Genomic DNA, 20,304 nt, shown 5'->3' on the forward strand with positions numbered 1-20,304 from the left:
CGTGGCCGTCGCGCGCGATGCAGTCAGGCTGTGTTGTTGTTGCAGATCGCTTCGGCGCACCGGAATTCCAGGGAGTCACATGATCACGGCATTGTTCATCTTCCTTTCGCTCGGCTGCGTCGCCGGTGTTCTCGCTGGATTGCTCGGCGTTGGCGGCGGTCTGGTGCTGGTGGCGGCACTGGCATGGTTGCTGCCTGGAATGGGCGTTCCGAAAGAGGCCGCCATGCATGCCGCGCTGGCCAGCTCGCTGGCGAGCATCGTCCTGACCGCGGCCGCATCGGCGCGCGCGCATGCAGCGCGCGGCAGCGTGTTGTGGCCGACGGTGGCGTGGATGGTGCCGGGCCTGCTGCTCGGCGGCTGGATCGGCAGTGGCCTGGCCGTGCGCATCGACGACAGCGTGCTGCGCTGGGTCGTCGCCGGCTACTGCTTCCTCGCCGCCGCGCAGCTCACGTTCGGACGAGCCCGCGGCAACGGCAGCGGCGATGTGCCGGCGCCGACCGGCGCAACGATGTCGGCGGCCGGGCTCGGCATCGGCGCCGTGTCGGCGGTGGTGGGCATCGGTGGCGGTAGCATGACGGTGCCGCTGCTGGTCTGGCGTGGCGTCGCGCCCGTGCGTGCGGTCGGCACGTCGTCCGCTTGCGGCGTCGCGATCGGTCTTGCCAGCGCGGTCGGCTATGCGCTGCATGCGCCGCCCGGTGCGTTGCCCGCGCACGCGATCGGCTACGTCTACCTGCCCGCCGCGATCGGCGTGGCCGCCGCTTCGGTGCTGGCCGCGCCGTACGGCACGCGCTTGGCGCATCGCCTCAACGGCGACACCCTCAAGCGGGTGTTCGCCGCCTTCCTCGCGCTGGTGGGAACCAGCCTGCTGCTCGGCGGCTGAGCGCTGCCCGCGCCTAGAACTTCTTGCTGTAGGTGACCATCGGGCCGCTGCCGTCGGGCAGCAGGCCCATGATCAGCGGGGTCTGGCGGCCATGCGCGTAGATGCCGAAGCCGACTCCGACGGCCGCGCCGACGAGTACGTCGCTCTGCCAGTGCCCATGCACCTTGACCCGGGCAACCGCGTCGTAGGCCGGGAGCAGCGCCAGCAGGTACACGCTGGGATGGTCGTGGTGGTATTCAATGATGAAGGGCGTCACGACCGCGCTGATCTCGGCGACCTCGCCACTGGGGAAGCTCTGGTGCGGGGCGCCGTCGAAGAAATCGCCGGGGTCGGAGTTCTCCCTTGGCCGTTCGCGCGAGAACATGTACTTCATCGCCGTCGTCGTGATCGCCGTCAGCACGATCGAATCCATGGTCTGGTCGAAGGTCCTGCCCATGCGGGTGTCGCCGTCGACGAGGAACGCACCACCGACGACCGTCACCGCCGCGCCGACCGCAAGCGCCTGCTGGTACTTGCGGTCCCAGATGCCGGAGTCGTCGTAGGTGACCATGTGGTCGATCAGCAGCGGCCCGCCGGCGAGCGCCGGCGCCGGTACGAGCACGACGGCAAGGATCATCGTCGCGTGAATGGCGCGGCGATCACCTGACGACAGCACCGCATGCACCTTCGTGCCGAACCTGGTCATCCGCCCGATCTCCGTCAAAGGCGCCAGCGTGTCGCGAGGGTGGATGCTCTTCCTGCAGCTGTCGCAAAAAGGTAGGAGCTGTCAGTCCGGTCGAGGTGAGCGCTCGAGCATACGGTCGAGCAGCAGGAAGGTAGCCGGCATCAGCAGCAGCACCGCCGGCACCGCAACGAGCAGGCCGCAGATGATGGTGATCGCCAGCGGGCGCTGCATCTCCGACGAGCCCAGTCCGAACGCCAGCGGCAGCAGCGCCAGGATCGCGATCGAGGAGGTCATCAGGATCGGTCGCAGGCGCATGGCCGCGGCGCGGTGCAGGTCGGCGGGCGTGATGCGGCGCGTGGTATCGAGCTCGGCGAAGAAGAAGATCGCGACCTCCGTTGCGATGCCCAGCACCATCGTCATGCCGATCATCGACGACAGGTTGAGCTCACTGCCGGTCAGCCACAGTCCGGCGAACACACCCGGCAACGTTGCCAGCACCGTCAGCACGATCGCCATCACGACGCTCGCCCGCTCGTAGAGGAACATCAGCAACGTGGCGACCAGCAGCAGCGCGGAAACGAAGACGACGACCAGCTGCCGGAACGACTGCCGCTGCTCCTCGTACAGGCCGCCGTAGGCGACGCCGACGCCTGGAGCGAGCTTGATCGAGGCCACGCGCTGGCGGACATCGCGCATCGCCGAGCCGAGGTCGCGGCCTTCCAGTCGCGCGGTGACGGCGACTATCCCGCGCAGATCTTCGCGGTCTTCCTGCGCCTGGCCGGATACGACACTGATCGCGGCCACGCGCGAGACCGGCAGGTAATGGCCATCGGGTGAGCGCAGCTGCAGATGGGATACCTGTTCGACGCGGCTGCGGATGTCCTCGGGCGACCAGACGCGGATCCCGATCATCTTCTCGCCGGCCTGGATCTGGCTGGTGACCGTGCCGGCGAGCAGCTGTTCAATCTGTGCGGTGGCGTCGTCCGGGGCCAGGCCTTCGAGCGAGGAACGGACGCGATCGACGCGGATGTCTATCGCGTCACCGGCAATGCGGGTGCCGTTGAGGACCTCCACCACGCCGGGGATGCGCGCGATGGCGTCGGCGACGGTGTCTGCGTCCTTGCGCAGGCGTCCGTTGTCGGCGCCGAACAGTTTGATCTCGATCGGTTGCGGCGTGGCGATGAGATCGCCGATCACGTCCTCCATCAACTGCGCCGTCTCGATCTGCAGGCCCGGGACTTCGCTCTCGACCCGCTGCCGCAGCTCGCTCATCACGTCGTCGATGCCGCGACGTGGCCCGGACTTGAGCTTGATGAACATGTCGCCCTCGTTGGCTTCGGTCAGGCCACCGCCCAGTTGCAGGCCGGTACGACGCGAGTAGCTTTCAACCTCCGGCAGCGAACGCACGATCGATTCGACCTGGCGCATCAACCGGTCGGTTTCGCTGAGCGAAGTGCCTGGCGCGGCGCGGTAGTCGAGTATGAAACCCCCTTCGTCCATTCGCGGCATGAATCCGCTGCCGATCCGCAGGAACGCCACGACGCCGACCAGGACCAGGACCAGCACCGGCACGATCAGACGCACTGGCCGCTGCATGGCGCGTTCGACGGCGTCGACGCCGCGAGATTGCAGCTGGCGCTGCCACGGGCCAGGGTGTTCGAGCGTGGCCGCGTCGCTCGGCCGCAGCAGGGCGCGGGTCAGCAGTGGCACCACCAGCAACGAGACGACGAAGGAAACGGCCAGGGTCGAGGCCATCGTCAGCGCCAACGGGCGGAAGAAGGCGCCGGCGACGCCGCCGAGGAAGGCCAGCGGCAGGAACACGGTCATCGTGGCCGCCGACGAGCCCGCCAGCGGCCGCAGCATCTGCGCGGCGTAGTCCAGCACCGGTGGCGGGCCGGTGCGGTCGCGGTCCTCGAACAGCCGCCGCGCCATGTGCTCGATCATCACCACCGCGTCGTCCACCACCAGGCCCACGGCGGCGGCCATGCCGCCAAGCGTCATGATGTTGAAGCTCTGGCCGAACGCCAGCAGCAACGCGCAGGTGATCAGCAGCACGACCGGCAGCACCAGGCTTACTACCAGGGTCATGCGCCAGTTGCGCAGGAACAGCATCAGGATCGCGCCAGCCAGCACCGCGCCGGCGGCGATGGCCTCGACCACGCCACCGGCCGAGGCGACCACCAGCTCGGACTGGTCGTAGTAGGGAACAATGCGGACGTCACGCGGGAACGATGGCAGCAGGCGCTGCAACTGCGCGTGTACGTCGCCCGACAACGCCACCGTGCTGGCGCCGCGCTGCTGCATGACGTTGATCAGGACCGCATCGGTGCCATCGGCATTGACGCGCGTCCATTCGGGCATCTCCCCCAGGCGCACGTCGCCGACGTCCTCCAGTTCGATCACGCCATCGGCACTGCTGCGCAGGACCGTGCGGCGGATGTCCTCGATGCTGCGCAGGCGCGTGTCCGACAGGGCCAGGTAGAGGCGGTAGCGATCCTCGAGCCTGCCAACCGCGGTGACGACGTTGGCCGCGCTCAGCGCCTGCGCGACGTCCACCGGCGAGAGCCCCAGCGACTGCAGGCGCACAGGGTCGAGCAGCACCTGGTACTCGGCTTCGCGCCCGCCGAGCACTTCCACCTGGGCCACGCCCGATACCGACGACAGCGCCGGGGCGAGCTTGAAGTTGGCCAGGTCGCGCAGCTCGGTCAGCGCGCGGTGCGGCGAGGTGACGCTGAAGCCGAGCACCGGAAACACGGTCGGGTCCATGCGCCGGATGGTGAAACTGCTGCCGGCCGGCAGCGCGGCGACCATGCGCGCGACCACGGCGTCGGCCTGCAGCAGGGCCACCATCATGTTGGTGTTCCAGTCGAACGAGAGCGAGATGTCGGCCTCGCCCCGGCTGCTGGTGGAGCGGATGCGGGTGACGTTGGGAACGGCGCGCAGCGCCTGTTCCAGTGGTCGCGTCACCTCCACCACCATGCGGTCGACGGGACGGTCGCCGGCATCGACGGCGACGACGATGCGCGGGAAGCTGGCCAGCGGAAACAGGCCGACCGGGATCAGGCGGATGCTCAGCGCGCCCAGCGCCGCCAATAGCACAAAGGCCAGCAACACCGATCCGCGATGGTTCCAGAGCCAGCGCGACATCAGCGATGTCCTGGCGTCTCGACGACGACCTTCATGCCGTCCTGGAGTTCGTAATTGCCCTGCACCACCACGACGTCGCCAGCCTTGACGCCGGAGGTGACCGCGACCCGCTCGCCATCGTCATCGTCGACGGCCACGTTGACCTTGTGCGCGGCCGCTGCGCGCACGAGAAAAACGTGCGGCGTGCCGGCGTCCAGCAGCACCGCCGATCGCGGCAGGCTGAGCACGGCGCGGGGACGGGTGGTGTCGATCTCGGCGCGCACCGTGGTGCCGGGCAGCAGGTCCTGCGTTGGCGGCACGCGCACCAGCGCCTGGCTCAGGCGCGACTGCGGATCGACCTGGCGCAGGATCCGCATGATGTTGCCGGCAACGCCGGTGTCGGGCGCGTAGCTGGGATGCAGCGTCACCGGTTGGCCCAGTGCGATCTGGGCCAGGTCGGCCGGTTCCACGCCCAGGCGCACCTCCAGGTCGGCGCTGTTGCCAAGGTGCACGAGCGCGGCGCCGGCCGCGGCGATGTCGCCGCGGTTCACATCCACCGTCGTCACTGCCAGCTCGCGCGGCGCGGTGATCAGGTGCGCGCCCGGGGCAGCACCGCGGGCGACGGCGTCCTTCCAGGCGGCCTGGGCATTGAGTGCGCCCTGGCGCGCAGTGGCCATGTCGGCATTGGTGGCCAGGTGCTGGGCGAACATGCGCTCGACGCGCTGCAGCTCGCGCGCCGCAGCGTCCTGGTCGGCCCGCGCACGTTCCCATTCGAGTACCGAATCGGGCGTCGCGCGTACCCGCAGCAATGGCTGGCCGGCATGGACGTCCTGGCCGGCCACGACCATCACCTCTTCGATCGCAACCTGCGCGCCGGTCGTCACGATCTGCTGCGACTGCGGCGCGAAGGCGACCGTGCCGTAGGCCGTGAGCGTGCGGTGCATCGGCCGGATGGCGGCGACTTCCACCTGCACCCGGGCCGTGCCGGCAGGGCCTGCATCATCGGCGGCATCGGCGCCCGGGGCGCCGTCATGGCACGCCGCGAGAAGCAGCGACAGCAGCACCGGGAGGAGAAGTTTCAGGCGAATCATTGCGCATCCCATAACAATCGTCCGGCGGCGGTTTCGAGCGCGACTTCGCCTTCCGAGCGGGCCTGTTCAAGCGCCATCAAGGCGAGCCGCTTGTCGAGCAAGGCCGAGCGCACCGTTTCGTAGGCCGTCACTGCGACATCGCCCTTCGCACTGGCCTGGGCGAGCACGTCGGCAGCCTGTTGCAGCGTCGGCAGCTCGGCGGCCAGCGCATGCTGCTGGGCATCGAGCTGCCTGAGATCGTCGAGCTGGGCGGCAAGATCCGAGCGCATCTGCAGCAACCGGGCGACGTACTCGTCGGCCAGCTGTGTGCGCGTGGCGCCGGCCACCGAGATCCCGCCGCGATTGCGGTTCCACAGGGGCAAGCTGAAATCCACGCCAAGCCCGGTCGTCCACACGTCGCCGGTGTCGCGCGCGCGGTTGATGCTCAGCTGCGGTAACGGCAGTGCACGGCGAGTTTGCAGGTGCAATCCCAGCTCTGCCGCGGCGTAACCCTCCTGCAGCGCCAGCACGTCCAGGCGCTGGTGAGCGGCGTCGTTGGCAAGCGTGGCCACGTCAGTCGCCAGCACAGGGCGAGGCGGCGGCAAGGTCGCCAGGGCAAAGCGACTGTCCGCTGGCACGCCAAGGGCGGCATTGAGTTCATGACGTGCCGCGAGCGCCTGCCGTTCGAGCTCGAGCGTGCGCGTCTGCGCGTCGATGAAGCCGACCTGGTAGACGCTGACATCGTCCAGGCGCGCATCGCCGCGCCGCATGCTGTCGCGATTCAGGCGGTACAGCGCCATCGCGGCGTCGCGCGCCTGCGCGGCGATGGCCGCCTGCTGTTCCAGCGAAGCGATCCTGCGCGCGAGGATGCGGACGTGGTTGAGCGCGAGCCACTCGTTCCAGGCGACGTCCAAGTGCACCTGCCCGGTGGCGTGCTGCTGCCCGGCAACCTGCAGATGGCGGGTGAACAGCGAGGCCAGGTCGAACGCCAGGCCGGCAGCCAGCGCGGTCGTCACGTCGGGCCCACTGGTCGGGCGATCGACTGCAAGTGACAGCTGTGGATCGGGCACCAGCCCCGCGGCGAACAACTGCGCATCGGCGACGCCGGCCTGCGCCCGCAGCGCCACCAGGTCCGGGCTGGCGAGCAGTGCCAGCCGCGCCACATCGAGGTCGCTCAACGGACGGTCCAAGTCGATCTCGTGCGGCGGCAGGCGCGGATGGGTGACCGCAGGTGTGGAGACGTCCGGTACGCCGCGCGCCAGGATCGCCTCTGGCGACGGCAACGGTGCCGCTCGATAGGTGGCGCAACCGGGCAGCGCGGCCAGCATCGCGAGGGCGAGCAGCGCGAGCGCCGGCAGCGCGGGGGTCTGCAGCGCGAGGCGAATGGTCGGGCGCATCAATCCGGTCGCGCAGGCGATGGTGGCCTCGCTGCCTTGTCTACTGCGGCGCGATGCGCGCGCGACGGGCGGTCCATCCGCATCCCCAGGTATACCGCCAGCACGCAGATCCAGCACACGGCGGCCGACCACAGGTCATGCGAGAGGAAGTGGGCGCCACGAAGCTGTTGAGTGGTGCCGAACAGCAGGCCGAAACCAAGGGCGGTGGCAAGGCCGAGCCAGCGCAGCCGCGGATGCGTCGTCAGGAAGAAAAAGTACAGCGACAACCAGCAGTATCCGGCGCTGGCATGCGCGGCCGGAAAGCACGCGCCCTGGTGGCCGGCGATGCGTGGGCCGAACAGGCTGTGGTAGTGCTGCAGGCCGCCAAGGCCGATCACGTTCCAGGGGCAATCCATGTTCGTCCAGGTCTTCATCCACGCCACGGTGGCGGCGGCCACTGCGGTCGCCATCAGCAGGTACGCAAGCGGCCTGCGCAGCAACGCAAGTGGTGCGCGCAACAGCGTGACGATCCACAGCACCAGCACGCACAGCCACGCCAGCACGCTGAGCAGGCGCCCACCGGTGTGGATCACGGTCTCGGCGATGAAGGAATCCTTCAGCGCCCACGCATTGCCTTCCCACGCGTAGAGCACACGGGCTAGCTTCTGGTCGATCCCGAGCGCAAGCATCGCGACCGCCACGGCGACGAACACGAGCAAAGGCCATAGCAGGTGCATGGCCAGGAAGCGTGAGCGACCCATTGCGACGCGAGGCAGACCGAGCCGGCCGCTGTTGCTTAGCTCTGCACTGGAAGGCATTGGGCATGGCTCACGCCACCGATACGCGAGCCATCCTCTGCGGCGCGATGTCGTAATGGTGTCGGAAGCGTGCGAGCGCCATTCGCGTTCGTGCGCGCTGGCATTTGCCCCGTGCAATTTCGATTGCGTGCGCGTGCGCAGCGTTGGATGATCGGCGGCGCTCAACGTCCACGTCCACGACCAGGCTCCGGCTCGAGGCAGCGATGACAGCGATGACAGTGTCCGCAGGGAAATTGTCGAATGCATGGATCGCGATCCTCGCGCTCGTGCTGGCGTTCGCGTTCCTCGGCTCACGAGGTCTCTGGGATCCGGACGAAGGCCGCTACACCAATGTCGCGCTGACCATGCTCGACAGCGGCAACTGGCTCGATCCGATGCGCAACGAGGACACCGGGCACTGGTCCAAGCCGCCGGTCACCTACTGGCTGGTCGCGGCTAGCGTGTCGGTGTTCGGTCGCAACGAGTTCGCGGCGCGATTGCCCAGTGCGCTGGCGTACCTGCTTTGCATCGCACTGGCATGGCGTTGCGCGCGGCGGCTTGCGCCGGGCGCGGAAGCAGAGGCGGCGCTGATCTACGCGACGATGATCCTGCCTTACTGCGCCGGACAACTGGTCACCACCGACTTTCCGATGACCGCGGCGCAGACGCTGGCGGTGTATGCATTCGTTGAGCACCGCTTCGGAACGCCGGGCACGCGATGGGTGCTGCTGATGTGGGCGGCATTCGCGCTTGCGTTCATGACCAAGGGGCCGCCGGCGCTGCTTCCGCTGGCCCCGATCATGGCCTTGCAGTGGCTGGCGCCTTCCGGGCAGCGGCGGAAGTGGCTGGCGCACGCTGCCGGTGTCCTGATTTTCCTGGCGCTGGTGCTGCCGTGGTTCATCGCGGTGTCGCTGCGCCATCAAGGGTTGCTCGGCTACTTCCTCGGCGCGGAGGTGGTGGATCGCGTCAGCAGCGACCGCTTCCGGCGAAACGGCCAGTGGTATGGCTGGGCGGTCGTGTACGTGCCGACCCTGGCCGTGGGCGCGCTGCCCTGGCTGGCTCCGGCAGGGCGCTGGGCATGGCAGTTGCCGTCGCAGTTGCGTGCATGGAGCACGCGGATGGCGCGGCAGGCGCAGGCGCGCGGCCTCTTCGTCGCGCTGTGGCTGCTGCTGCCGTTGCTGGCCTTCTGCATTGCCCGATCGCGACTGCCGCTGTACCTGCTGCCCGTCTTCGTACCGCTGGCGCTGGCCATTGCCGCACAGCGCCAGCACGAACAGCGGCAGATTCTGCGACTGGCGTGGCTGCTGGCCTGGCTGGTGCTGATGGTGTTGTTGCGGGCGGTGGCCGCGCAGGTGCCCTCGCGCCAGGACGAGTCGGCCTGGGCAGACGCGATCCGGTCCCGCGTCAGCACGCCGATTTCAGAGGTCGTGTTCGTCGAGGACTCGCCCCGCTACGGCCTGCATCTGTATCTGGGCACGCAGATCGAGTCGCTGTCGCTGGCGCCGCTGCCGCAATCTCGATTCAACCCGAAGTACGACGAGCCGCTGATCCGCGAACTCGAGGAGGCCGGCGAGGAGTCCGGGCTGGTCTATGTGGCCAGGCAGGAACTGTGGCCTGAACTGCAGCGCCGGATCGCCGGCTATGGCTATTCGTCCAGGCAGTTCGGCGCGTCGTACCGGGGCAGGGTGATCTTCGAGGTGAATCTGCCTGCGAACCGGCAACCGGCGGAAGCCGCAGCACCCACGGAAAGCCGTTGATCCGCGCCGAATCGCGACGATCAGGCGAAAAAGGGGCGCCGAGCTGTCGCCCTCGACCATAGGCCGGGGCAATCGAGGCCTGATCACTGTCCATACATTGGCCTGACGGCCCCGGGGCGGCCTTGAACGGCAGTCGGTGTGGGTCGCGTTCGAACGCTTGGCGGCACTCCATCTTCAAAAGAACTGCAGTGTATTCAACTGCTTGCATGCTGCTGCGGGCTGCGTTTGCTGGCCGGACAGGGTCGGATCGGACCGCGGGGATCGGGTCCAAGGCCCACTGTGCCGAAAGTGACGCTGACTCTTTGCCGCTTGTGGCGGCTTTACGAATTGTTTACAACTCTGGGACGCCGCCCGGAGGGGGGAGGGCGCGTCCAGCTGTTCAGCCAGATTTTTTTCTTTTTTGGAGAGAGTCGCGATGAAAGCACTACGCCGTCAGACCCTGACGAAAGCCATACAGCTGTCGCTGCTGCTGAGCCTGCCCGGGCTCGCCGCGGCGCAAACCGCGCAGACGCCTGCACAGCCCGGCTCGGCCACCACCCTGGACACGGTCACCGTCACCGGCAGCCGCATCAAGCAGACCAATGTGGTCACCGCCCAGCCGGTCTACGTGCTCGACCGCACCAAGATCGAAGCCACCGGCCTGCAGAGCGTGGGCGACCTGCTGCAGCAGCTCAGCTCGAGCGGCAAGGCGCTCAACGCCAAGTTCAACTCCTCCGGCAACTTCGGCTATCCGCCGGACGGCGGCGGCATCGGCGCCGGCTCGGCCCAGGTCGACCTGCGCAACCTCGGCTCGCAGCGCACCCTGGTGCTCGTCGACGGCGTGCGTTGGGTCAATGAATCCTCCGCCTCCGGTGTCAGCGGCAGCGCCGACCTCAACACCATCCCGCTGGCGATCGTCGAGCGCATCGAAGTGCTGGAAGACGGCGCCTCGGCGATCTACGGCTCCGACGCCATCGCCGGCGTGGTCAACATCATCACCCGCCGCAAGTTCGACGGCGCCGAAGTGCATGCCTACTACGGCCAGTACGACGACGGCGGCGAGACCACCGAAGCCAGCCTGACGATCGGCGGCAGCGGCGAACGCTGGTCGGGCATCTTCACTGCCAGCTACTTCGAGCAGCAGGAAATCAGCTCGGGCAGCTGGCAGCAATCGGCCTTCCCGACGCCGGGCGTCGGTGTCGAAGGCGGCAGCTCGGGCATCCCGCAGGGTCGCTTCTTCTTCTGCAACCCGGCCTTTGCCACCACCGCGGTCGGCGGTTGCGATGGAGATACCGCGAACTGGTACGACATCACGCTCAACAACGGCACCACCACGCCGGTGTTCGACCCGAACAACCCCAACGGCGGCACCTACAACCAGTTCGACGGCTCGGACCGCTTCAACTTCGCGCCGTACAACTTCCTGCTCACGCCGAGCAAGCGCAAGTCGATCTTCGCCAGCGCCACCTACGACCTGAGCGATGAAGTCCGCCTGCACGTCAAGGGCCTGTACAACAACCGCACCTCGACCAACCAGGCCGCGCCCGAGCCGATCTTCGTCGGTCCCGGCGCCGGCACCGGCGGCATCGCCGACACGATCAGCATCCACCAGGACAACCCGTTCAATCCGTTCGGCTACACGCTGGACGCGGCTTCGAACCTGCTGGTGGTGACGCGTCGTCCGATCGAAGTCGGTCCGCGCATCTTCAACCAGGATGTGGACACCACCTACTTCAACATCGGCCTCGACGGCACCTTCGGCATGGGTGATCGCACCCTCGGCTGGGACGTCAACTACGCCCACTCCGAGAACAAGGCCACGCAGGAGTTCCTCAACGGCTACAACGTGGCCAAGATGAAGCTCGCGCTGGGCGATCCGGCGATCTGCGCGCTGGTCGCCGGCTGCACGCCGCTCGATCTGTTCGGCGGCCAGGGCCGTCCGATGACGCAGGACCAGATCGATTACATCCGTACCCGCCAGATCGATTCGAGCAAGCAGGTGCTGGACCTGTTCCAGGGCAACATCACCGGCGACCTGTTCGACATCGGCGACCGCACCGCCGGTTTTGCCGCGGGCGTGGAGCATCGTCGCTACCGCGGCGACTTCAACCCCGATCCGCTGCGCCAGACCGGCGAATCGCAGGACTCGTTCGCCGCGCCGGTGTCGTCGTCGTATGAAGTGGACGAGGTCTACACCGAGTTCAGCTTCCCGGTGCTGTCGTCGCTGGATATCAGCGCCGCGGTCCGCTACTCCGACTACTCCACCTTCGGCAACGAAACCACCGGCAAGCTCGGCTTCCGCTGGCAGCCGATCGAGGACATCGTCGTCCGCGGTACCTATTCGACCGGCTTCCGCGCTCCGAACCTGGGCGAGCTGTATGGCCTGACCCAGTTCGGCGCGACGCTGGTCGATCCTTGCGGTTCGACCGGTCGCCCGGGTCCGCAATCGCCTGATCTGGCTGCCGGTTGCGCGGCGCAGGGCGCGCCGCCGAACTTCGTCCAGGCCAACACCCAGATCACCACCTTCACCGGTGGCAACCCGGATCTGCAGCCGGAGACCTCCGACAACTGGACCTTCGGCGTGGTGTATGCACCGAGCTGGGGCGCCGGCCAGTCGTGGTCCGATCGCCTCGATTTCGAGGTGGGCTACTACAACGTCGAGATCAAGGACGCGATCCAGGCGCGCGATCTGCAGGCGCTGCTGGAGACCTGCCTGCGCGAAGGCGGCGTCAACACCGTCAACTGCACGGCGTTCAGCCGTGGCGCCGGTGGCAATCTCAACCCGCCCAACAACTTCCTCGACAACCTGGGTTCGATCAAGACCGATGGTGTGGACATCAAGGCCAACTGGGCCGGTCCGGAATGGAGCTGGGGCCGTCTGAACGCGTCGATGCAGTCGACCTACGTCAATGACTACGAGGCCATCGACGTCGACGGCAACCGTTCGCAGCGCGAGGTTGGCATCGAGGTCGACAACAGCGCGATCCCGGAATGGCAGACCAACGTGCAGCTGGGCTGGACGAAGGGCGACTTCAACGCGGGCTGGACGCTGCGTTACATCGCGTCGGTCAAGGAGGATTGCGGCAACGTGCCGGTCGGCGGTGCGCCGGGTTGCCTGGGTGGCGCCGAGTTCAACGAACTGGGTTCGACGACCTACAACGATGCGCAGTTCAACTGGGGCAATGCGTTCACCGAAGGCCTGAAGTTGACGGTTGGCGTGAACAACATTTTCGGCAAGGATCCGCCGGTGTGCCTGACCTGCTCGCTGAACGGTTACGACGCCGGTACGTATGACCTGCCGGGTGCGTTCTGGTACGTCAGCGCGGACTATCGCTTCTGATGACTGTCATGACTGCGTGACCGCAAGCGCTCGAAACAGGAACGGCCGGTGCTTGCACCGGCCGTTTTCTTTTCTGCGCCCGGGTCAGCGCAGTGCGCTGCTGGGCACGTCGAGTTGCACGGACAGCGCGAGATGGTCCGATTGCGCCGCCGGCATTGCACGCGCGTTCGAGGTGCGCAGGCCGTCGCCGACCAGGATGTGGTCGATCGCGCGCTGCGGGCGCCAACTCGGAAACGTCGGCACGTCGCCCTCGGGTGGCTGCAGGCGCGTGTTGCGGAACAGGGCCTGCATCTCGGGGCGGTCGATCGAGCAGTTGAAGTCGCCCATCAGCACGGCGTGCGGGTGGTCGTGCAGCAGCTCGGAGATGAAGCCCAGCTGCGCTGCCCGCGAGGTCGCGCCCAGCGAGAGGTGCGCCACCGCGATCAGCAGGGCGTCGTCGCCCTCGCCGTAGCGGGCCAGCAGCACGCCGCGGCCGGAGATGCGGCCGGGCAGTGGATGATCGATGACCTCGCGCGGTTCCAGCCGGCTCAGCAGCCCGTTGGCACTGGAGGCGACGCCGCCGACGCGGCGGTTGGGCTGGTGGCTCCAGTAGTCGAAGCCACCGCGCTGGGCGAGGTAATGGGTCTGGTTGGTGAAGCCCGAGCGCAGGCTGCCGGGATCGCTTTCGTTGAGGCCGACGATGTCGTGTTCGCCGGCCAGCTGCGCGATCGTGTCGAGGCTGCCGCGCTTGTTGCCGGCCGGCAACACGTGCGACCAGCTGCGCGCGACATAGTCGTGGTAGCCGCGCGTGCTCGATCCCGCCTGGATGTTGGCGCTCAGCAGGCGCAGCCGGCGCGTTTCCATCTCAGGCGGGGTCATCGGGTGCCAGGACCGTCAGTGCAGCGTCGCGGCGATCAGCCGCCGGCCGGTGCCGGTGCGGCGGACTTGGCGCGTTCCGCGGCGACGAGGTGGTCGGTGATGCGCAGGCTGTCTTCGAAGCTCTTGCCGACAACCTTGTACTTGCCGTTGATCACCAGCGAGGGCGTGGAGTCGACGCCGCTGCGGGAGATGAAGCTGCCGGCGCGCTTGAGCTTGGCATCGACCGCGAAGCTGCTCATGGTGCTTTCGAACTGCTTGGCGTCGACGCCGTACTTGGCGTAGAAGCCGGCGATCTGCGCATCGGTCGGCAGCGGCTGCACCGGCAGCGTGTGGTCGACGTGGATGGCGTTGAACATCGCCTCGTGGGTCTTGGCGAGCACGCCCATCGCCTGCGCGGTGTAGTACGCCTTGGCGTACGGCATCCAGTAACCGCCGAACGGCGCGGCCAGCGGGACGAACTTCACGTCGGCCGGCTGCTTGGCCTTCCAGGCCTCGACCAGCGGTTCGAAGTGCGCGCAATGCGGGCAGGTGTAGCCGAACACTTCCACCACTTCGATCTTGCCGTTGGTGGGCTCATACGGCTGGCCGCCGGCGATCTCGATGTAGTCCGTGCCGGCGACCGGCGCCGGGCCCTGCGGCGCGGTTGCCGCGACCGGGGCTGCGGTTGCCGCTGCTGCCGGGGTCTCGGCCGGGCTGGACCCGTCCGGTGCGGTCGAGGCGGGCGCTGCCGGGGGTGCCGGCTCGGCCGGGGCCGCCGGAACCGTTTCGGCCGGTGCGGTGGCGGTCGCCGGTGCGGCGGTGTCGGCCGGGGCCGGTGCCTGCTTGGAGCAGGCGGACAGCGCAAGCAGGCCGGTCAGAACCAGGGCGAGGTGGGGCAGGCGCGAGGTCATGGATCGAGTTCTCCGCAGATGGCGATGGCTGGTAGCCGGTGTGGGCAATCGGCGCCCCTGCGCGCTGGGTTCGCGGCAAAGGCAGAAGGCTGAGGCAGAAGGCCGGAGTAGAAGGTTGATACTGCAAGAATACCGGCCGCCAGGGGTGGCCGGTATGACGCAACCCCAATTCAGCGAGCCGCGCTCTCGCGGGCGACCAGCTGGTCGGCGATGCGCAGCGTGTCGTCGAAGCTGCGGCCCTTCACGCGGTATTTGCCGTTGACCACCAGCATCGGCGTGCCTTCGACACCGCTGCGCTTGATGAACTGGTCGGCACGTTCGACGCGCGCCTGCACCTGCGCGCTGTCGTAGGTGCTGGCGAAACGCTGCGGGTCGACGCCGTAGCGGGCGTAGAACGCGGCGATCTCGTCGACCGACGGGTCGTGCAGCGGCAGCGTGCCGTCGGTATGCAGGGCCAGGAACATCGCGTCATGGCTTCTGTCGGCCACGCCCAGCTCCTGCGCGGCGTAGTAGGCCTTGGCGTAGGGCATCCAGAAGCCACCAAACGGCGCCGCCAGCGGCACGAAGTTGACCTGCTTGGCGTGGCTGGCCCGCCATTTGGCGACCAGCGGCTGGAAGTGCGCGCAATGCGGGCAGGTGTAGCCGAACACCTCGACCACCTCGACCTTGCCCTTGACCGGGGCGAACGGCTGGCCGCCTTCGATCACGTCGTAGTCCGTGCCCTCGACCAGGGCCGGCGCGGCGTCGGCCGCGATCGCGGCTGAGACCAGTGCCGCGGCGGGCAACAAGGCGACAAGGAGCAGGGATTGCAGGAAGGGACGACGACTCATCGATGGGTTCTCGTCAGGGCAGGCGAAAGGTGGGGGCCGGAAAACAAAACGCCGGTCGTGTGGCCACGACCGGCGCAAGCAGACAACAGGAGGAGATATCCGCTGTGACCGTGGTCACCGGCGAAAGTTCAGCCTTTATGAACCGGTGGCGGGAGCGGCCGGTTCCTGGGTCGGGGCCGGCGCCGGAGCGGGCGTCGCGGCCGGAGCCGGGGCTGCCGGTGCAGCGGCTGCCGGAGCCGACGCTGCCGGAGCAGGAGCCGCGGCGGCCGGGGCATTGGCCGCGGCAACGTCGTCGTGGCTCGGGTGCAGGCCCTGCAGGTAGCTCGACACCGAGCCGATTTCCTCGTCGCTCAGCTGCTTGGCGATGGTCGCCATCACATTGAACAGGTGCGGATCGCGCTGGGTGGTGGTGCCGGCGCGGTACTCCTCGAGGCGACGCTGGGTGTAGGCCGACTGCTGGCCGGCGATGTGCGGGTAGGCCGGGCCGGGGTTGCCGGCGCCGTCGGGGCCGTGGCAGGCCATGCACGCCGGGATGCCGCGGGCCTTGTCGCCGCTGCGGAACAGCTGCTGGCCGATTTCGAAGAACTTCTTGCCCGAGTTCGGACCGGTCGCGATGACCGTGTCGTCGGCGACGCCGGCGCCGGCCTTCTGGGTGGCGAAGTAGGCGCCGATGTCGCGCGCGTCCTGGCCACTGAGGGCGTCGGCGAACGGCTTCATCACCGCGGCCATGCCGGTATTGCGCTCGCCGCTCTTGAACAGGGCGATCTGGTGGGCGATGTAGCGCTCACTCTGACCGGCCAGGCGCGGGTACTGCGGATCGGTCGGGTTGCCGTCGAGGCCATGGCACGCGGCGCAGGTGCCGGCCTTGGTCGCGCCAGCCTTGGCGTCGCCCCAGACGACCTTTTCCGGCGCGGTGTTCAGCGCAGCGGCCTGGACCGGCGCGTTGTCCGGGACCGGGGTGACGGTGGTCTGGGCGTAGGCGACGGCAGCGGCCGCCATTGCGGCGAGGCCGATCATGCCGAGGACGCGGGCTTGGCTCATGTAGCTGGGCTCCGAAACACTTTAAGAGGCGGCCTGGATTGCGGACGCCGGAACCGCGGAATTATCGTCGCCGCTCAGGGTTGGGTCAACGCGGATTCAGCGCATGAGCTGCCCGAGTCAGGCGTTTTGCGCAGTTTTCGACCCCGGGAGCGGGCCGCGGCCGCCGTTTCCGGCGGCTGGGGGCGCGGCCATGCGATCCTATGGCATGGCCAATCCCTTCGTCCGCGCCCGCTACCTGCTGGCGGCGCACAACCACAAGCAGCTGCCGCCCGAGGGCGGAACCGAGGTCGCCTTCGCCGGCCGCTCCAACGCCGGCAAGTCCAGCGCCCTGAACGCGATGTGCCAGCAGAACGCGATGGCGCGGGTCTCCAAGACCCCGGGCCGGACCCAGCAGCTGGTCTATTTCGACATCACCCCGCCCAGCGAGGAGCCGGTCCCCGGCAACTACCTGGTCGACCTGCCCGGCTATGGCTACGCCAAGGTGCCGCAGGACCTGCAGGCGCACTGGCAGGCCTTCATCCACCAGTACTTCCAGACCCGCGAGTCGCTCAAGGGGCTGGTGGTGGTGATGGACATCCGCCACCCGCTGCGCGAGTACGACCGGCAGATGCTGGGCTATGCGGTCAACCGCGGGCTGCCGGCGCATGCGTTGCTGACCAAGGCCGACAAGTTGGGGCGCGGGCAGCAGACACAGACACTGCATGCGGTGCGGCGCGATCTGTTCAGCGCCTTCGGCGACACGGTCAGCGTGCAGACGTTCTCGGGCGAGTCGAAGCAGGGCGTGGACGAGGCGCGCGCCGTCGTCGCCGGCTGGCTGGGCCTGTAGCAGCAAGGCAAGCAGGCAACGCCCATAAAAAAACCCCTGCCGGATCGCGCCGGCAGGGGTTGGTTCTGCAGCCCGTGGAGGCGGATCAGAACTTGTATTGCGCGCCGACCAGGTAGGTGCGGCCCCACTCGATGTACTCGAGCGGACGGTCCTTGCTGCTGGCGTAGGTCTGGTAGGCCGAGTTGGTCAGGTTGCTGCCCTGCAGGTACAGGCTCAGGCCTTCCATCGAACCTTCGCCGAACGCATAGCTGATCTGCGCATCCAACTGGTCGTCGCCCACCACGTAACGCAGCGTGCGGTTGCCGTTGAAGTTGCCGATCTCGCCGACAAAGTCCGAACGCCAGCGCTCACTGATGCGCGCCTCGAAACCACCACGCTCGAAGTACGCCGTCAGGTTGTAGACCTCATCCGAAAGACCCGGCAGCGGGATCTCGCCCGAACCCACGCTGCTCGCGCTGTCGGGATCGACGATCTTGATGTTGCTGTCGTTGAAGCTCGCGCTGGCGATGATGCCGAAGCCCTGAAGTGGCTCCCACAGCATGTCCAGCGGCAACGACGCACTCAGCTCCAGGCCCTGCAGCGTGCCACCCTGGCCGTTGTACGGCGCAGTGAAGTTGCCCGTGGTCTGGGCCGGCGCGCCACCCGGCGGCGGCACGTAATCGGCGACGAAGCTGCTGAAGTCGTAACCGTCCTGCGTCTGCTTGTAGATGTAGCTGCGCAGGTCCTTGTAGAAGTACGCCGCAGCCACGTAGGCCTTGGAGCCGAAGTACTTCTCGTACGACAGGTCGAGCGCATTGGCGCGCCACGGATCCAGACGCGGGTTGCCACCGCTGGCGCCGGGCTTGCCGGTCGAGGTGTCGACGCCGAACTCGAGCGACGCGCGCATGTCGTCGACGCGTGCACGTGCCACCTGGCGGGCCAGGGCGAAACGCAGCGTCTGGTCATGCGCGAACGAGAACGCCAGGTTCAGGCTCGGCAGCACGTCGGTGTAGGTCGTGCCGTCTTCGAACGGCTTGACGTTGCTGCCCGCCGGAGCGGTGCCGTCCCAGTAGTTCGCCTTCGACGACTGGTCGGTGTGCTGGATCTGCACGCCAACGTTGCCGCGGACACCCACCGAACCCCATTCGCTGTCGATGTCGGCCTGGACGTAGCCGGTCGAGATCTTCTCGTTGACCGTCCACGCCTTCGACACCAGGTATGACAGGTCCGAGACCGGATTGAAGCTCATGTAACGACCGACCGCGGCCGGGACATTCCACGACGGGATGTAGCCGACGCCGGCGAAGCCGAGGTTGACCAGGTCGTACTGCAGGTCCGACGCGATCGTCGTGTCGCCCTGCGCACCGAGGTTGATGTTGCCCTCGGGCTGGGTCTTCTGCTTCTCACGGTCGGCGTAGTTGAAGCCGATGTCGACGTTGGCCAGCCAGCCCCACGAGGCCGGACCCGGCAACGACACCACCACGCGCGCGCCCTTGAGCTCATCATCGACGCTGGGCACCTTGCCATAGCCGGAACCGTAGATCGTGTTGGTCAGGTACAGCGAGTTCGGGTCGGAGTAGTCCAGGCCAGGCGCGAGCTGCGAGAAGCCGCTGTTGGAATAGCCCAGGTTGACCGTGTCCAGCTGCGGCGCCGGCAGGCGCTGGGTGTTGTTCTCCAGGCTGAGCTCGTCGCGGCTGGCCTTGGAGTAGCTGATGTCGGCGTTGACGCGGGCGTTGCCGACGGCGAAGTCGTTGTTCCAGCCAAACGCGTTGATCTCGTCTTCGCGCTTGTTGTACATGCCGCGCACCAGCGGATACACGCCGCTGGCGCTGCCGCCGACGAAGGTGTTGTTGCCGTTGATCTGCGCGCCGGTGATGTTCAGGCCCGGGCTGTAGCCGCCGTTGTAACCGCTGAGGTTGACCTCGAACTGGTTGGCGGTGTCGACCTGCTCGGCCTGCGTGTGGAACATGTCCAGCGTGCTGGTCCAGTCGTTCGACGGACGGTACTGCACGGTGGCCATGATGCCGTCGCGCTCGGCGTAGCCGGTGCGGCGCAGGGCCTTGATGCCGTCGGAGTAGTACGTGCCGCCGGCCACGCCCGGACGCCAGCCGTCCTGGACCGCCTGCCACGGCTCATACAGGCCGACCTGTTCTTCCTGGATCGGCGTCTCCAGGTGCGAGTAGCCGATCGAGATGCCCAGGGTGTGGTCGAGGAACTGGCCGATGTAGCTGGCGTTGACGCGGTTGCCGTCGCCATCGCTGTCGGCGGCCGAACCCAGCGAGTTCTTCTGGTAGCGGGCGCCGAACACGGCCACCGGCTCGCTGAAGCTCAGCGGGCGCACGGTCTGCATGTCGATGGTGGCCGACAGGCCCTGGCCGACCAGCGATGCGTCGGGGGTCTTGTAGACGGTCACGCCGTTGAACAGCTCCGACGGGTACTGGTCGAATTCGACGCTGCGGTTGTCGCCGGTGCTGACCACTTCGCGGCCGTTGAGCAGCGTGGTGGCGAAGTCGGGCGACAGGCCGCGCACGCTGATGACCTGGGCGCGGCCAGCGACACGCTGCGCCGCCAGGCCCGGCAGGCGGGCGATGGATTCGGCGATGCTGATGTCGGGCAGCTTGCCGATGTCTTCGGCCGAGACGGCTTCGACGATCGAGGTCGATTCCTTCTTGGTCGAGATGGAGCTTTCGATACCGGCGCGGATGCCGGTGACCACCACCGAGTCCAGCGTCGTCGCGTCCTGGGCCGGTGTACCCGGCTGGCCGGTTTCCTGCGCCTGGGCGCCTGCGGCGATCAGCATCGTCGCCGATGCCAGTGCCACGCTCAGCAGATTGCGCTTGAGTTGCATCTCCCCTCCCACTGCATGTTGTTTTTTATAGTCGGCTTGCGTA

At 67.8% G+C, this 20,304-nt stretch carries 14 protein-coding genes; 4 read left to right on the forward strand and 10 right to left on the reverse strand.

Annotated elements, in window-relative coordinates; genetic code table 11:
• The first annotated feature begins 79 nt into the window (after positions 1 to 79).
• Positions 80 to 880, forward strand: a complete 801-nt coding sequence (locus AC1DER_RS08075) for a sulfite exporter TauE/SafE family protein (protein WP_477247224.1) — start codon at positions 80 to 82, stop codon at positions 878 to 880.
• A 13-nt stretch (positions 881 to 893) separates the two neighbouring features.
• Here AC1DER_RS08075 and AC1DER_RS08080 read toward each other — a convergent pair whose 3' ends face one another.
• The 5 genes from AC1DER_RS08080 to AC1DER_RS08100 all read right to left on the reverse strand — a co-directional run bounded on the left by AC1DER_RS08080 (position 894) and on the right by AC1DER_RS08100 (position 8,099).
• A complete protein-coding gene (locus AC1DER_RS08080) occupies positions 894 to 1,565 on the reverse strand; it encodes a phosphatase PAP2 family protein (protein WP_477247222.1) in 672 nt (223 codons plus the stop codon).
• Between the two features lie 81 nt (positions 1,566 to 1,646).
• Positions 1,647 to 4,691: an efflux RND transporter permease subunit gene (locus AC1DER_RS08085; RefSeq protein ID WP_477247220.1), complete on the reverse strand. Its 3,045-nt coding sequence runs from the start codon at positions 4,689 to 4,691 to the stop codon at positions 1,647 to 1,649.
• The gene (locus tag AC1DER_RS08090; RefSeq protein WP_477247218.1) at positions 4,691 to 5,761 is read right to left on the reverse strand and encodes an efflux RND transporter periplasmic adaptor subunit; all 1,071 of its coding nucleotides are present in this window, start codon (positions 5,759 to 5,761) and stop codon (positions 4,691 to 4,693) included. Before AC1DER_RS08090 ends, AC1DER_RS08085 begins: the two co-directional genes overlap by 1 nt.
• A complete protein-coding gene (locus tag AC1DER_RS08095; protein WP_477247216.1) occupies positions 5,758 to 7,137 on the reverse strand; it encodes a TolC family protein in 1,380 nt (459 codons plus the stop codon). The genes AC1DER_RS08090 and AC1DER_RS08095 overlap by 4 nt, the downstream gene beginning before the upstream one ends.
• The gene (locus tag AC1DER_RS08100; protein ID WP_477247214.1) at positions 7,137 to 8,099 is read right to left on the reverse strand and encodes a phosphatase PAP2 family protein; all 963 of its coding nucleotides are present in this window, start codon (positions 8,097 to 8,099) and stop codon (positions 7,137 to 7,139) included. Before AC1DER_RS08100 ends, AC1DER_RS08095 begins: the two co-directional genes overlap by 1 nt.
• Before the next feature lie 68 nt (positions 8,100 to 8,167).
• Between AC1DER_RS08100 and AC1DER_RS08105 the strand changes: the two genes are divergently transcribed.
• Together AC1DER_RS08105 and AC1DER_RS08110 are read left to right on the forward strand one after the other, a co-directional pair.
• On the forward strand, positions 8,168 to 9,670 hold the full coding sequence (locus AC1DER_RS08105) for an ArnT family glycosyltransferase (protein WP_477357842.1): 1,503 nt from the start codon (positions 8,168 to 8,170) through the stop codon (positions 9,668 to 9,670).
• Between the two features lie 415 nt (positions 9,671 to 10,085).
• Positions 10,086 to 12,989, forward strand: a complete 2,904-nt coding sequence (locus tag AC1DER_RS08110; RefSeq protein ID WP_477247211.1) for a TonB-dependent receptor — start codon at positions 10,086 to 10,088, stop codon at positions 12,987 to 12,989.
• A gap of 84 nt (positions 12,990 to 13,073) precedes the next feature.
• Here the strand turns inward: AC1DER_RS08110 and AC1DER_RS08115 are convergent, their stop codons facing one another.
• The 4 genes from AC1DER_RS08115 to AC1DER_RS08130 form a co-directional block, all read right to left on the reverse strand.
• A complete protein-coding gene (locus AC1DER_RS08115) occupies positions 13,074 to 13,847 on the reverse strand; it encodes an endonuclease/exonuclease/phosphatase family protein (protein ID WP_441816386.1) in 774 nt (257 codons plus the stop codon).
• 35 nt (positions 13,848 to 13,882) lie between these two features.
• Positions 13,883 to 14,737 (reverse strand): thiol:disulfide interchange protein DsbA/DsbL, encoded by an 855-nt coding sequence (locus AC1DER_RS08120; protein WP_477357845.1) that lies wholly within the window; start codon positions 14,735 to 14,737, stop codon positions 13,883 to 13,885.
• Between the two features lie 170 nt (positions 14,738 to 14,907).
• The gene (locus AC1DER_RS08125) at positions 14,908 to 15,567 is read right to left on the reverse strand and encodes a thiol:disulfide interchange protein DsbA/DsbL (protein WP_477244742.1); all 660 of its coding nucleotides are present in this window, start codon (positions 15,565 to 15,567) and stop codon (positions 14,908 to 14,910) included.
• Between the two features lie 135 nt (positions 15,568 to 15,702).
• Positions 15,703 to 16,608 (reverse strand): c-type cytochrome, encoded by a 906-nt coding sequence (locus AC1DER_RS08130; RefSeq protein WP_477244740.1) that lies wholly within the window; start codon positions 16,606 to 16,608, stop codon positions 15,703 to 15,705.
• A gap of 205 nt (positions 16,609 to 16,813) precedes the next feature.
• On the opposite strand from AC1DER_RS08130, the gene yihA reads away from it, so the two are divergent.
• Positions 16,814 to 17,434, forward strand: coding sequence for a ribosome biogenesis GTP-binding protein YihA/YsxC (yihA, locus tag AC1DER_RS08135; protein WP_441816390.1), 621 nt, complete (start codon positions 16,814 to 16,816; stop codon positions 17,432 to 17,434).
• A gap of 85 nt (positions 17,435 to 17,519) precedes the next feature.
• On the opposite strand, the gene AC1DER_RS08140 is transcribed toward yihA, so the two are convergent.
• Positions 17,520 to 20,261: a TonB-dependent receptor gene (locus tag AC1DER_RS08140; protein WP_477244738.1), complete on the reverse strand. Its 2,742-nt coding sequence runs from the start codon at positions 20,259 to 20,261 to the stop codon at positions 17,520 to 17,522.
• Positions 20,262 to 20,304 lie beyond the last annotated feature (43 nt).

This window comes from Lysobacter sp. 05T417 (assembly GCF_056396405.1).